We start from the raw sequence: 12,619 nt of genomic DNA, 5'->3' as shown, positions 1-12,619 counted from the left end.
ATTAGGACTTGATTAGACGGTAATGCCTTGAATGATTTTCAAGCCTTGCTATCAGGTGTCAGCCATGGAAACCCTCGCCAACCTAGAGTCTTTCGTTCGCAGCGCCGAGACCGGCAGCTTTTCTGCGGCGGCACGTTTGCTCGCGCTGACACCCGCCGCCGTCAGCCGCAACGTGGCGATGCTGGAAAGAAACATCGGCGTGCGACTGTTCCAGCGCTCGACCCGCAAGCTGTCACTGACCGAGGCTGGCGAACGTTTTCTGGCGAACATCGGCGGCAATCTGCAGGCGTTGCAGTCGGCGATCAGCGCGGTGAGCAGCGATCAAGGTGAACCTGCCGGGGTGCTCAAGGTCAGCCTGGCGCCGACGTTTGGCATCGGTCATGTGCTGCCGTTGCTGCCGGAATTCCTCAAGCGATATCCGCTGATCAAACCGGAATGGCACTTCGAAAACCGTCAGGTGGACCTGATTGCCGAGGGGTATGACGCGGCCATCGGCGGCGGTTTCGAGTTGACGCCCGGGGTCATCTCTCGAACATTGGCGGCGGCGGATGTCGTGGCCGTGGCTTCACCGGGCTACCTCGCGCAACACAGCCTGCTCGACAGCCCGGCAGACCTGGCCCGATTGAATGGCATCGTGATGCGCGGCACCCGAACCGGACGGATCCGGCAGTGGGTCATGCAGGATGGCGCGGGCAATGAGGCGCAGGCGATTCTCAACGAAAATATTGTCCTCAACGACCCGGCCGCCATGCGTGAGGCGGCGATCCTCGGTCTGGGTGTATCGCTGCTGGTGTTACCGGACGTAGCCGCGAATATCCAGCGCGGCGAACTGGTGCGCCTGCTCCCCGATTGGCATGCCGACGCGGGGCCGATTTCGTTGTACTACCCGAGCCGCACGTTGATGCCGGCGAAGACCCGGGTGTTTATTGATTTTGTGGTTGATGCATTTCAGAAATAGACCGCGTCATCGTTCATCGTCGGATCGCCGCCCGGAGCAGGCTCACTCCCACAGGTTTGATGTACGACACAAATCCACTGTAGGAGTGAGCCTGCTCGCGAAGAGGCCAGCCCAGTCACCCGAGAAACTGAAAGATCAACCAGCTATTCGCCCCACTGATCACCACAAACAACCCCCACGCCAACACCCGCGTCGGCCAGCGATTCACCAGCGCCCCCATCAGCCTGTGATCGTTGGTCATGCGAATCAGCGGATACAACGCAAACGGCAACTGCAAACTCAACACCACCTGACTCAACACCAGCAACTTGCCGATCGCGTTATCACCCATCAGCCAGACCCCGATAAACGCCGGGATCAGCGCCAGCCCCCGGGTAATCAGCCGCCGTTGCCAGCAGGGAATCCGCAGGTTCAGATAGCCCTCCATGATCACCTGCCCCGCGATGGTCCCGGTAAAGGTCGAGCTCTGCCCCGAAGCGAGCAACGCGACCCCGAACAACACGCTGGCCAAGGCGCCGCCCACCAGCGGATCGAGCAAATGATAGGCGTCCTGAATGTCCACCACATCGGTGTGTCCGCTCTTGTGAAACGCCGCTGCTGCGAGGATCAGGATCGCCGCATTGACCAACAGCGCCAACGCCAGGGAGCCAATGGTATCGATCCGCGCCAGCTTGACCGCGTCCTGCTTGCTGGCCAGGTCCTTGCCGATCATTCGGGTCTGTACGATCGAGGTGTGCAGGTACAAGTTATGCGGCATCACCGTGGCCCCGAGAATGCCGATGGCCAGGTACAGCGGCGCGGCATCGCCAAGGGCCGACAGGGACGGGGTAAAACCACGGGCGACGTCCGGCCAGTAAGGCTTGATCAACAGCAACTCGACGAAGAAACACACGCCGATGGTGCTCACCAGCACCAGCATGATCGCCTCCAGTCGGCGGAAACCCCGGTTTTGCAGGGCCAGCACCAACAGCGTGTCAAACGCGGTCAGCGCGATGCCGACGGTCAGCGAACAGCCCAGCAGCAGATGGAAGGCCAGCGCGCAGCCGAGCACTTCCGCCAGATCGGTGGCGATGATCGAGATTTCCGCCAGCACCCATTGAGTCCGAGCGGTGCGCGTGCTGTAGCGCTCCCGGGACAGTTGCGCCAGGTCGCGGCCGGTGGCGATGCCCAGGCGCGAACACAGACACTGCACCACCATCCCCGCCAGACTCGCCAGCAGCACCACGAACAACAGGCTGTAACCAAACCGCGAACCCGCCTCGATGGCGGTCGCCCAGTTACCCGGGTCCATGTAGCCGATGGACACCAGCAAACCGGGACCGGCAAAGCGCAGCACCCGCTTGAAGAACGACGCGCGCGGGTCAACGGCAACGCTGCCGGCCACTTCCGGAGGGCAAAACGGCGCTGTGGCGACTTTGGGCAAACTGAATTTCACGCACACATCCGTCGACAGGTGGAAAAAGCGCAGCTTAGACGTTTCAGCCTGTGCGCCCAAGGGGCAAATGCCCGAGGATCAGGCGCCGTGTCGGCGGAAGAACAACGTCACCTGGCCTAACTCAACGCCGAACTTGGTCATGGCGGAGCGGTTGGCCATGGTGTTTTCGTCCAGCAAGTACATCCAGTCATCGAAATGCACCTGGTAGACCTTGCCGTCCACCGGCAGGCTGAGTTCATAGCGCCAGTGCAAAGCGTTGCCGGCTACCTCACCGCGAGATTCCCCGACCACATCGCCGGCCGTGCCGCGCCAACGGCCTGGACCGTCAGGGTACAACGTCCAGACGCGGGTCTGTTTCGTGCCGTCGCTGTAGGTAAAGGCTTCATGCATGATCAGGTTCTGGCCGTCCATTCGACTGTTGATCAATACATGAAAACGCTTGATCACCTCGCCCGAGCGTTTCTGGAACATTCCCCAGCCATCCACTCGCCCGACGAAGAACCCGGGCAGATCGAGCTTGGGGGTTTGCTCGCTGTAGCGCTCCACATCAACGCTGCAACCGGCCAGGCAGACGAACAACACCAGTAGCAGTTTCTTCAGCATGTCATGCACCTCAAGGATTGGCGCTGCCCAGCAACTGCTGGCGCAACTCGGGATTACGCGTACGTGGGTCGAGCCAGATAGCGAAAAAGGCCCGAGCGAATTGCGGGTCTTTCACTTCGTGTTGCGGCTGCTGGCCGACAAAGAACCGCGCGCCCTGTCCCGGCAGATAAATGCCAGTAATGCGGGTGCCGGCTTTTACATCGACGAACGACTGTTGCATCTGCACCTTCCAGCGCTCGAGCTGCTCGGTGCTGACCGAGGCGCCGGACAATCGCTTGATTTCATCGACACTGGCCTGCACCAGATCATCGCGGGAAATGCTGCGTTGATAGATCAGTTCCAGGGCAAACGGCTGGTCCAGCGCCAATGGCCGTGCCGCACTCCAGAGCCGGGCGTTGTAGACATCAAACCCAAACACCCGAAACTCGCCGGCGCCTATGATCTGCGCGCCGGGCAATGCCTCCTGCCAATTGGCCAAGGCCTGGGTGCCTAACAATCCCAGCAACAACACACTGTGGTGCAGGCGAAATCGGGGGCTGTTCATCGCGTTGTTCTCACCGTGGGCATTTACTAAAAACTTATACGCAAAGTATATGTTTGTACAATTATTTTGCCGCGCGCTTTGTATACAAAATCCATTAATTTCTAGAGCAATCCAACGTCCGCGGTGCTAACGTTGGCGCCTCACTCGGGTCGGAGACGCGTGCGTGTTGATGCTCAAACTGCTGGTGATTCCTGGTTTTCTGTTGCTGATTTCCCTCGCGGGCAAACGCTGGGGCCCAAGCGTGGCCGGTTGGCTGTCGGGGTTGCCGGTGGTGGTGGGGCCGATTCTGTTCTTCCTTGCCATCGAGCAAGGCGAAGTGTTCGCCGCTCAGTCCGCGACAGCGGCGTTGTCGGCGATGTTCGCGATGATTGCCTTCTGCGTGACCTACGCCCAGGTTGCTCAACGGGCGGAATGGCCATGGGCGTTGACGATTTCACTGCTGGTCTGGGCCGCCGTGGCCGTGGTGCTCTCGCTGATTCCGCCCTCGCTGGTGTTCTCGACGGTCGCTGCCGCCATCGCGCTGCTGGCCGCGCCTTACCTGTTTCCCAGCGTGCAACCCATCGTTTCCGGCCCGGCGCCGAAGTCCGACAAACTGCTGCTGCGGATGATTGCCGGCGCCCTGCTCACCCTCGCAGTGACGTTACTCGCCAGCACCGTCGGCGAAGGCTGGAGCGGTTTGCTTGCGGTGTTCCCGGTGCTCGGCAGCGTGATGGCGGTGTTTTCCCAGCAAACCCGCGGTCCGGCGTTTACGGCCGCATTGCTGCGGGCGACGGCGACCGGCATGTATTCGTTCGCGGCGTTTTGCCTGGTGTTGGCGCTGGCATTGCCCGAGATGGGCATGAGCGCGTTTGCGCTGGGTGTCGGGGTGTCCGTGGGGTTGCTGGGGATCACCCGCCGCTTGTTGGCGCGACCGGTCAACCCGACGACCGCGGCTGGACGATCAGCGATCAAACGCTAAGCTCCTTCACATCCAGAGGGCCAGGATGTCGCCCGCTACGTGCTGAAGGAACAGACATGAGCCTCACAACGTCCCTCGTCCGTACTCCCCACTCAGCCACAGCCGTTGGTGTGATCGCGATATTTCTCTGGTCCTGCCTGGCGCTGTTGACCACCCTCACCGAAGGCATTCCGCCCTTTGAATTACTGACGCTGAGCTTCGGCATAGCGTTTGTGGCGAGCCTGGTGATTCTGGGTCGACGCGGGATCGCCGGCTTCAGCAGCTGGCGACAGCCCTGGGCCGTGTGGGCGACCGGGTTCGTGGGCATTTTCGTTTATCACGCGCTGTATTTTTTCGCGCTCAAAGTCGCCCCGGCGGCCGAAGCCAGCCTGATCAACTACCTGTGGCCGCTGTTGCTGGTGCTGCTCTCAGCGCTTTCGGCCGGGGAAAAGCTGCACAAGCGGCAAATGCTCGGCGCGCTGCTGGGTCTGGCCGGCACCGCGTTCATCATGCAGCAACACGGCCCGGAGGCTGGCGCAACGATGCCCGTCGCCGGTTATCTCGCAGCATTCGGCTGTGCGCTGATCTGGGCCGGTTATTCAGTGATCAACCGGCGGTTCAATGACGTGCCCAGCAGCATCATCGGCGGGATCTGCGGTATGTCGGCCGTGTCCGGCCTGATCTGTCACCTGGCGTTCGAAACCACGGTGCGGCCTGATCCCGGCCAATGGGCAGCGATTGTGGTGCTCGGCCTCGGGCCGGTCGGTTTGGCATTTCTTGCCTGGGACCACGCCACCAAACACGGCAACCTGGCGACGCTAGGGGCGCTTTCCTACCTGGCGCCGTTGATTTCAACATTATTGCTGATCGTCGTGGGACGCAGCCATGCCGGTCCGATCCTGATCGTGCCGGCAGTGTTAATTATTGCCGGTGCGGTGATCGCAACGTCGCGAGCAAGTGATAAAGCCCCCACAACACGTTCGATAATCCAGAACGAGTAGAGCAAAAACCTCGTACGTCAATCGAACAGGTTTGCCCCACCATCAGCCTCAGTTCCTAACCCACTGACTGAGGCCTACACCATGAAGTTCTTTTTCCACCCTTCGCCAAACCCGATGAAAGTTGCCCTGCTGCTTGAAGAACTGCAAACGCCTTACGAATTGATTGGCGTTGACACCTTCAAGGGCGAGCAACATTTGCCAGCCTTTTTGGCGATCAACCCGAACGCCAAGGTTCCAGCCCTGGTCGACGGCGACGCCACCGTGTTCGACTCTCAGGCCATCCTGCTGCACCTGGCGCAAAAACATCAGCGTTTCCTGCCGACCTCCGTCACAGGCCAGGCCGAGCTCCTGTCATGGTTGATGTTCATCGCCACCGGGCTGTCGCCATTCTCGGGTCAAGCCGTGCATTTCCTGCACCACGCACCGGAAGACCTGGCCTACGCGAAAAATCGCTACCTCAAGGAAGTCGAACGCCACTACCGCGTGCTCGACCAGCGCCTGGCCGATCATCAATACCTGGCCGGCGACACCTACAGCATCGCCGACATGGCGCTGTGGGGCTGGGCGAGCTACGCGCCGTACATCCTCGGCGAGAACGGTCTGGCGGCCTACCCGAACGTCAAGCGTCTGTTCGATGAAATCAGCGCCCGCCCGGCGGCCCAACGTGCGCAGGGTTTGAAAGAGAAACTGGTGCTGAAGGCCGAGTTCGACGAAGAAACCCGTCGTAACCTGTTTCCGCAGAATCAGGACTGACACCGCTGTCGGTGTAGCAGCTGTCGAGCCTGCGAGGCTGCGTTCGGCTGCGAAGCAGTCGTGAAATCAGGCGCCGTGGTTTTTCAGGAAAACCTCGTATACCGACTTCACGACTGCTTCGCAGCCGAACGCAGCCTCGCAGGCTCGGCAGCTGCTACAGGCCGGTTTTCGGGAGCTGCTACAAATCGTGTTCCATGGGATGATTGCGGCGAATGCGCGATCATCCCTGGAGTTTCCGATGTCATTGTTGAGTAAAAAAGCCGCTGTCCTGTTACTGACGGCGGCCGCCAGCCTGGGGGCTTTGAATGCCTATGCCGCCAAGGCCACTGCCAGCGACAAAGCGCCTGCACAAGAGGTGTCGATGCTTGGCGGCAAGTTCAAATTCACCCTGCCCAAAGGCTTTATCGCCAACCCGTTGCCTGCCGGAGACGCGGCCACCGGCACCGCCGGGGCAACGGGCACCATGTACACCAATGAGACCACTAAAACCGTGGTGATTGCGGCCGAAAACACCATCCCTGGCGGCGCCAACGTCAAGGACAACGACGGTCAGTTCCTCGACTCCGCAGCGGCCGACTTCGCCACCGAGCAAGCCAAGGCGCTGCCGGACTTCACCAAACTCAGCGAAAAAAGCCTGACCCAGAAAGGCACCGGCCTGGGGCTGCGGCAGATCGACAGCACCGCCACCCAGGGCGGCGGCAAAACCCTCGACACCACGCTGATGGCCGCGTCCAACACGCGCATGGCGATCGTCCAGGTGATTTCCCGCCTCAGCGACAATGGCGGCCACGAGACGCTGGTCAAGCAGATCGTCACCGGCAAGTAAGACTTACGGGTTGAGGCGTTGCAACCAGGCGCTCAGATCCTGCATTTCGGTGGCACTGATGCTGTGACCGACGCCTGGATAGGCGTGAAATTCAGGCTGGAGTGACAGGCTCTGCAACAGGCTGTTGGCCTCGGTGCCGTCGATGTAAGGCAAGCGTTTGTCTACCGTGCCATGACCAATGAAAATCGCCAGCTTCTGGCGTTTTTCATCCGGTTTGAGCTCGGATTTCAGCACCGGCAGAATCCGCCCGCTCAGCGCCGCAATCCCGCCCACCGCCTCGGGGTGACGCAACGCCACCTCATAGGACATGATCGCGCCCTGGCTGAAACCCACCAGAAACACCTTGTCGGGTTCGGTGTGATATTTCTTCGCGGCCTGGGCGATGAAATTCAGCAGCACCTGGCCGCTGGCCTTCAGATCATCGGTTTCACCGTTGTAGGCAGCGTTGCCCTTCTCGCGAAACCACTTGTAACTACCCTCCTCCATCACCATCGGCGCTCGCACAGACAGGAAGTTGTACTGCGCCGGTAACTCATCCTTGATGCCGAACAGATCCTCCTCATTACTGCCGTAACCGTGGAGGAAAATCACCAACGGCTGGTGGCGGGATTCGGGGTTGGCCTGCTCCAGGTACTTGAGCGGCAGATCGGTGTGCAGCGGGGTTTCAGCGTGGACGGTGGCGCAGGCCAGCAACGTCAGCAGAGCGAGAAACTTCAACATAAACCTTCCTTCATGGAGCGCAGGATTCGGGTGTGAGCCTAACACCATGAAGCTTGCTGGAGGACTATGATCGTTCCCACGCTCTGCGTGGGAATGCCTCAACGGACGCTCCGCGTTCGGCTGTAAAAGGGACGCGGAGCGTCCCGGGCTGCATTCCCACGCGGAGCGTGGGAACGATCAAGAAGATTTCGCAGTTAATCGTTAATCAGTTTCCCAACCCGAATCGGCTCACGCCCCGCCACCTTTGCCTGCCACGTTCCCGGCTGCGTATACCGCCCGCGATCAATCGCAAACAACACGCCGCTGGTGCCGGCGCGCACGGTAGTCACGCGGTCGCTCAGCGGATCAACCACCTCAAACAGCGCATCGCCCTTCTCCACCCACTCACCGGAATCACGCAGGAAACTCACCACCCCGTGATGCGGCGCGAACAGGTATTCGGTGCCCTCGAACGGCATGCCTTCACAGCACTCGCTCGGCGCCGCAGGCCAGGTGCCGCTGATGAAGCCCTGCTCGGCGAGGAACCCGAGAATCGCCTCGCAGTTGGCCTGGGCCTGATCGACCCGGGTGTCGCCCATGCTGCCCAGCTCCAGCGTCGTCGCAAGGTTGGCCGGCGGAATCGCCGCCTCGGGGAAGGCCCGTGCCAGGCGCAACCACGGCGACGAACAGGATTCATCGAAGGAACTGCCGCCGGAATCTTCACAGAGCAACGCCACCCCGGCCTTCAGGCGCGCCGCCAGGGATTGCCACTGCGGCCAGTGTTGCGGCAACGCATACAGATGAATCGCTGCGTCGAAATCGCAATGCAGATCCAGGGTGATGTCGGCTTCGCACGCGTGGCGCAACAGCAAGCGGTGCATGGCTTCCAGCTGCGAGGCTGGGGCCGGCAGGTCGTCCAGGACCCGGCCCATGGCTTGGCGAATCAGCGCGATGTTGGCTTGCGCATCGTTACCCAATTGGTCGCCAATCAACTCGGCCACCGGGGCGCTGAGTTCGACGAAGGAGCGGTTGAAGTTCTTGCCGCTGCCCAGTTCGAAGCGGCCCATGTGGCTGCCTTGCAGGTGCTGGTCAAGGCCGATCGGATTGGCCACCGGCACCAGTTCGATCACGCCCTGCAACTGGCCCTGGGTTTCGAGTTCAGCCAGGCGCTTCTTCAGTTCCCAGGCCGTGCGCATGCCGGGCAACTCGTCGGCGTGCAGGCTGGCCTGGATGTAGACCTTGCGAGTACCGGCGCCATAACGAAACACGCTGAGGGTGCGTTCGGTGCCCAGATGGCTCCAGGGCAGTGAATGGTCGATGCGTTGCATGGAAACTCCTGAGTGTCTGAGCGGCGAAAATCACCTGTAGGAGTGAGCCTGCTCGCGATGGCGGTGTGTCAGACAGCAAATTTTCCACTGAAAAATCGCTATCGCGAGCAGGCTCACTCCTACAATGGATCTCATTTCAACAGAGAGAGCGCATAAAAAAAGTGGCAACCGCGTCAACGGTTGCCACTTTTTTGCACGGCGTGATTACTGGCCGTAAACGTCAAAGTCGAAGTACTTGTCTTGCACTTGCTTGTACTTGCCGTTGGCGCGGATTTCGGTGATGGCGGTGTTGAATTTGTCCGCCAGCTCGGTATCACCCTTGCGCACAGCAATACCGGCGCCGCCGCCGAAGTACTTGGCGTCTTCGTAAGTCGGGCCGACGAAAGCGAAACCTTTACCGGCGTCGGTTTTCAGGAAACCGTCGTCCAGGTTGACCGAGTCGGCCAGCAGCGCGTCAACGCGGCCAGAGACCATGTCCAGGTTGGCTTCCTGCTGGGAGCCGTAGCGAACCAGGTTGATACCGGCCGGCACCAGCACTTCAGTGGCAAAGCGGTCGTGGGTACTGGCGCGCAGCACACCGACTTTCTTGCCTTTGAGCTCGGTCAGCGGGTCCTTGATGTCGGTACCGGCCTTCATCACGAAGCGCGCCGGGGTGTGGTAGTACTTGATGGTGAAATCGACGTTCTTTTTGCGATCGTCAGTGATGGTCATGGACGACAGGATCGCGTCGATTTTCTTCACTTTCAGTGCCGGGATCAGGCCGTCGAACTCTTGCTCGACCCAAGTGCACTTCACTTTCATCTGCTCGCACAGCGCGTCGCCGATATCGACGTCGAAACCGGTGAGTTTGCCGTCAGGGGTTTTCATCGAGAATGGCGGGTAACCGGCTTCGATGCCGATGCGGATCGGCTTGGCGTCATCGGCCACAGCGGTCAGGGACAACATCGACAGTGCCAGGGCACCAAACATCACTAGCTTCTTCATTTATAACTCCTGTGTGCGGAGGCTTTTATTGGCAGCTTTCGAATGACTTTCGGTCGGTGAAGACCTAAGTGGCCGGCAGTCTAGAGCGGCTTTCAGAGGGCAAATTGTGTTTAAGCGACAAATACTTATAGAAAAGTGGCCGACCCATTCAAAGCCCTTGAAGCGTGCGCCAAGGCGGTGCAAGGACTGTAGGACAAGTCCTTTTTTCAGACAAAACCTACACGCAAAAACGACAAGAGAGCACCGATGCCCACACTGAATCTGATCCAGCACCACCCCGCTGAAGGTCCTGGCGCCATTGCCGATTGGGCAGCGTCCCGAGGGGTGACGCTGAACGTCTTTCGCGCCGACCTCGGCCAACTGCCGCCGGTGAGTGCGGCGCCCGTGATTGTGTTGGGTGGGCCTTATGAATCCAATGCCGGGCCGGCGTGGCTGGACGCGGAACGGCAGTGGCTAGCGGCAAGCCTGGATCAGGGCGCGGCGGTGTTTGCCATTTGCCTGGGGGCGCAGCTGCTGGCGCTGAGTCTGGGCGGGAAGGTGCGGCGGATGGATCGAACCGAAACCGGCTGGACCACGGTGACGTTCGTCGATGGCCAGATGCTGAAGGTGCTGGAGTGGCACGAAGACGCGTTCGAACTGCCGCCCGATGCGCAACTGCTGGCCAGCAGTGATCAGTGTGAACAGCAGATGTATCGGGTCGGGCCGACTCGGGTGGGATTGCAGTTTCATCCGGAGTGGAATGCGGAGTCGGTGGCGATGCTTAATGAACACTTTGACGAAGAATCACCGCTGCCCCGGGGGGAACAGGACAGCGCCGCCTACGCAGCCGTGAATGACTGGTTACAGGCGACATTGGATGGGTGGTGGGCAGCGGCGGATTAAGATCAAAAGATCGCAGCCTCGTTTCACTCGACAGCTCCTACAGGGGATCGCGTAGACCTGTAGCAGCTGTCGAGTGAAACGAGGCTGCGATCTTTTTGACTACATCAACATTCGCAACCGATCACGGTGGTGGCAGACCGTTGCACCACCACACTCAACTCCAACCCCTCATCCAGCCACCCGGTCACGCCGCCGATCATCTCCTTGACCGGGTAACCCAGCGCCGCCAGTTTCACCGCTGCCTTGTGCACACCGTTACAGTGCGGCCCGGCGCAATAGACCACGAACAAGGTGGATGTCGGGTAGTCCGCCAGGCCCTCGGCGGTGAGCAGGCGCCCCGGTATGTTGATCGCACCCGGCACATGCCCGCGTTCGAATGCCGACGGTCCACGCACGTCCACCAGGACAAAATCCACCTCGCCGGCCTCTTGGCTGCCGTACACGTCGGAACAATCGGTTTCAAAGGTCAGACGGTTGCTGAAGTGCATCAGGGCAATGGCCGAAGGTGCTGCGGGAATGGCACGGACCAGGCTGGTCATGGGCTGTACTCCAAAGTCTTGAGTGGGTGTGAGAAGACTTTATCCGCCCGACGCTTGCGGCTACAGTGGCGGACAAGACACTCACCGGGAACTTTCCGCCATATGCAGCCCAACCCTGGATTGGTCGCGATTCTGGCTTACGACGGCCTCTGTACCTTCGAATTTGGCATCGCCGTGGAGATCTTTGGTCTGGCGCGGCCGGAGTTCGACTTCCCTTGGTATGAGCACCGTATCGTGGCAGTGGATCAGGGCCCGATGCGCGCCATGGGCGGCATTCAGGTCCTGGCCGATGGCGGCATGGAACTGCTTGAAGACGCCCGCACCCTCATCATTCCCGGCTGGCGCGACCGCACCGCGCCGGTGCCGGAACACTTGCTCGCCGCCCTGCGCCAGGCCCATGCGCGGGGTGCGCGGTTACTGTCGATCTGCTCCGGCGTGTTTGTGCTCGCGGCGACCGGCCTGCTGGACGGTCACGGCGCTACCACGCATTGGCGCTACGCCGCAGAGTTGGCCGAACGTTTTCCGAACATTCTGGTGGACCCGGACGTGCTCTACGTTGATTCCGGACAGTTGATCACCTCGGCCGGCAGCGCGGCAGGTATTGACGCGTGCCTGCACCTGGTGGCGCGGGATTTCGGCACTCAAGTCGCCAACTCGGTGGCGCGGCGCCTGGTGATGTCGCCGCAACGTACCGGCGGGCAGGCGCAGTTTATTCCTACGCCCGTCAGTCCAACGCCGCGCAGCGATTTGTCCCGCGTCATGCAGTGGGCGCGTGAGCGCTTGCATGAACCGCTGGAGGTTCGCGAACTGGCGAGTGAGGCGGCGATGAGTGAACGGACCTTTCTGCGCCGGTTTACTGAGGCCACTGGCATGCCGCCCAAAGCGTGGTTGCAGCATGAGCGGCTGGCGCGGGCGAGGGAGTTGCTGGAGAGCACGAGTCAGAACACCGATCAGATTGCCGACCAGTGCGGTTATCGCTCGGTGGAGAGTTTTCGCGTGGCGTTTCGAGGGGTGGTGGGTGTGCCGCCGTCGGTGTATCGGGAGCGGTTTGGGCGTGGGATAAAAGCAATAATTTGAGGTGTATTTGAGGGCCCCATCGCGAGCAGGCTCACTCCCACATTTGATCGGTG

General features: G+C 60.7%; 14 protein-coding genes. 7 read left to right on the top strand and 7 right to left on the bottom strand.

The window, feature by feature from the left end; all coding sequences use genetic code 11:
• The first annotated feature begins 64 nt into the window (after positions 1-64).
• A complete protein-coding gene (locus ACYZTY_RS10040) occupies positions 65-958 on the top strand; it encodes a LysR family transcriptional regulator (RefSeq protein WP_461958328.1) in 894 nt (297 codons plus the stop codon).
• Positions 959-1,073: 115 nt separating this feature from the next.
• Here ACYZTY_RS10040 and ACYZTY_RS10035 read toward each other — a convergent pair whose 3' ends face one another.
• The 3 genes from ACYZTY_RS10035 to ACYZTY_RS10025 form a co-directional block, all read right to left on the bottom strand.
• Positions 1,074-2,393 (bottom strand): Nramp family divalent metal transporter, encoded by a 1,320-nt coding sequence (locus ACYZTY_RS10035; RefSeq protein ID WP_461958327.1) that lies wholly within the window; start codon positions 2,391-2,393, stop codon positions 1,074-1,076.
• A 78-nt stretch (positions 2,394-2,471) separates the two neighbouring features.
• Positions 2,472-2,996: a DUF3833 domain-containing protein gene (locus tag ACYZTY_RS10030; protein ID WP_461958326.1), complete on the bottom strand. Its 525-nt coding sequence runs from the start codon at positions 2,994-2,996 to the stop codon at positions 2,472-2,474.
• Between the two features lie 10 nt (positions 2,997-3,006).
• The gene (locus ACYZTY_RS10025; RefSeq protein WP_461958325.1) at positions 3,007-3,540 is read right to left on the bottom strand and encodes a chalcone isomerase family protein; all 534 of its coding nucleotides are present in this window, start codon (positions 3,538-3,540) and stop codon (positions 3,007-3,009) included.
• 163 nt (positions 3,541-3,703) lie between these two features.
• On the opposite strand from ACYZTY_RS10025, the gene ACYZTY_RS10020 reads away from it, so the two are divergent.
• The 4 genes from ACYZTY_RS10020 (at position 3,704) to ACYZTY_RS10005 (ending at position 7,057) form a co-directional block, all read left to right on the top strand.
• Positions 3,704-4,498 carry a hypothetical protein gene (locus tag ACYZTY_RS10020; RefSeq protein WP_461958324.1) on the top strand — a complete coding sequence of 265 codons (795 nt, stop codon included), beginning with the start codon at positions 3,704-3,706 and terminating at the stop codon, positions 4,496-4,498.
• A gap of 56 nt (positions 4,499-4,554) precedes the next feature.
• Positions 4,555-5,478 (top strand): aromatic amino acid exporter YddG, encoded by a 924-nt coding sequence (gene yddG / locus ACYZTY_RS10015; RefSeq protein WP_461958323.1) that lies wholly within the window; start codon positions 4,555-4,557, stop codon positions 5,476-5,478.
• An 81-nt stretch (positions 5,479-5,559) separates the two neighbouring features.
• Complete coding sequence (locus tag ACYZTY_RS10010) at positions 5,560-6,231, top strand: glutathione S-transferase family protein (RefSeq protein WP_461958322.1); 672 nt, start codon at positions 5,560-5,562, stop codon at positions 6,229-6,231.
• 238 nt (positions 6,232-6,469) lie between these two features.
• Positions 6,470-7,057 (top strand): DcrB/PsbP domain-containing protein, encoded by a 588-nt coding sequence (locus ACYZTY_RS10005; RefSeq protein ID WP_461958321.1) that lies wholly within the window; start codon positions 6,470-6,472, stop codon positions 7,055-7,057.
• Between the two features lie 3 nt (positions 7,058-7,060).
• On the opposite strand, the gene ACYZTY_RS10000 is transcribed toward ACYZTY_RS10005, so the two are convergent.
• The 3 genes from ACYZTY_RS10000 to ACYZTY_RS09990 all read right to left on the bottom strand — a co-directional run bounded on the left by ACYZTY_RS10000 (position 7,061) and on the right by ACYZTY_RS09990 (position 10,068).
• The gene (locus ACYZTY_RS10000; protein WP_461958320.1) at positions 7,061-7,777 is read right to left on the bottom strand and encodes an alpha/beta hydrolase; all 717 of its coding nucleotides are present in this window, start codon (positions 7,775-7,777) and stop codon (positions 7,061-7,063) included.
• A gap of 194 nt (positions 7,778-7,971) precedes the next feature.
• On the bottom strand, positions 7,972-9,084 hold the full coding sequence (locus ACYZTY_RS09995; protein ID WP_461958319.1) for a succinylglutamate desuccinylase/aspartoacylase family protein: 1,113 nt from the start codon (positions 9,082-9,084) through the stop codon (positions 7,972-7,974).
• A 204-nt stretch (positions 9,085-9,288) separates the two neighbouring features.
• Positions 9,289-10,068 carry an ABC transporter substrate-binding protein gene (locus ACYZTY_RS09990; RefSeq protein WP_461958318.1) on the bottom strand — a complete coding sequence of 260 codons (780 nt, stop codon included), beginning with the start codon at positions 10,066-10,068 and terminating at the stop codon, positions 9,289-9,291.
• 246 nt (positions 10,069-10,314) lie between these two features.
• On the opposite strand from ACYZTY_RS09990, the gene ACYZTY_RS09985 reads away from it, so the two are divergent.
• Positions 10,315-10,950 carry a type 1 glutamine amidotransferase gene (locus ACYZTY_RS09985; RefSeq protein ID WP_461958317.1) on the top strand — a complete coding sequence of 212 codons (636 nt, stop codon included), beginning with the start codon at positions 10,315-10,317 and terminating at the stop codon, positions 10,948-10,950.
• A 104-nt stretch (positions 10,951-11,054) separates the two neighbouring features.
• Here ACYZTY_RS09985 and ACYZTY_RS09980 read toward each other — a convergent pair whose 3' ends face one another.
• Positions 11,055-11,489: a rhodanese-like domain-containing protein gene (locus ACYZTY_RS09980; RefSeq protein WP_461958316.1), complete on the bottom strand. Its 435-nt coding sequence runs from the start codon at positions 11,487-11,489 to the stop codon at positions 11,055-11,057.
• Positions 11,490-11,591: 102 nt separating this feature from the next.
• Between ACYZTY_RS09980 and ftrA the strand changes: the two genes are divergently transcribed.
• The gene (gene ftrA / locus ACYZTY_RS09975) at positions 11,592-12,566 is read left to right on the top strand and encodes a transcriptional regulator FtrA (RefSeq protein WP_461958315.1); all 975 of its coding nucleotides are present in this window, start codon (positions 11,592-11,594) and stop codon (positions 12,564-12,566) included.
• Positions 12,567-12,619: the final 53 nt, after the last annotated feature.

The organism is Pseudomonas sp. LB1P83, assembly GCF_054897885.1.
The sequence above is the reverse complement of the archived record's forward strand: the minus strand, read 5'-3'. Positions and strand labels throughout refer to the sequence as shown.

Coding starts and splice junctions, on each gene's coding strand:
- ACYZTY_RS10040 (WP_461958328.1), top strand. CDS start 65: ATGGAAACCCTCGCCAACCTAGAGTCTTTCGTTCGCAGCGCCGAGACC.
- ACYZTY_RS10030 (WP_461958326.1), bottom strand. CDS start 2,996: ATGCTGAAGAAACTGCTACTGGTGTTGTTCGTCTGCCTGGCCGGTTGC.
- ACYZTY_RS10025 (WP_461958325.1), bottom strand. CDS start 3,540: ATGAACAGCCCCCGATTTCGCCTGCACCACAGTGTGTTGTTGCTGGGA.
- yddG (WP_461958323.1), top strand. CDS start 4,555: ATGAGCCTCACAACGTCCCTCGTCCGTACTCCCCACTCAGCCACAGCC.
- ACYZTY_RS10010 (WP_461958322.1), top strand. CDS start 5,560: ATGAAGTTCTTTTTCCACCCTTCGCCAAACCCGATGAAAGTTGCCCTG.
- ACYZTY_RS10005 (WP_461958321.1), top strand. CDS start 6,470: ATGTCATTGTTGAGTAAAAAAGCCGCTGTCCTGTTACTGACGGCGGCC.
- ACYZTY_RS10000 (WP_461958320.1), bottom strand. CDS start 7,777: ATGTTGAAGTTTCTCGCTCTGCTGACGTTGCTGGCCTGCGCCACCGTC.
- ACYZTY_RS09995 (WP_461958319.1), bottom strand. CDS start 9,084: ATGCAACGCATCGACCATTCACTGCCCTGGAGCCATCTGGGCACCGAA.
- ACYZTY_RS09990 (WP_461958318.1), bottom strand. CDS start 10,068: ATGAAGAAGCTAGTGATGTTTGGTGCCCTGGCACTGTCGATGTTGTCC.
- ACYZTY_RS09985 (WP_461958317.1), top strand. CDS start 10,315: ATGCCCACACTGAATCTGATCCAGCACCACCCCGCTGAAGGTCCTGGC.
- ACYZTY_RS09980 (WP_461958316.1), bottom strand. CDS start 11,489: ATGACCAGCCTGGTCCGTGCCATTCCCGCAGCACCTTCGGCCATTGCC.
- ftrA (WP_461958315.1), top strand. CDS start 11,592: ATGCAGCCCAACCCTGGATTGGTCGCGATTCTGGCTTACGACGGCCTC.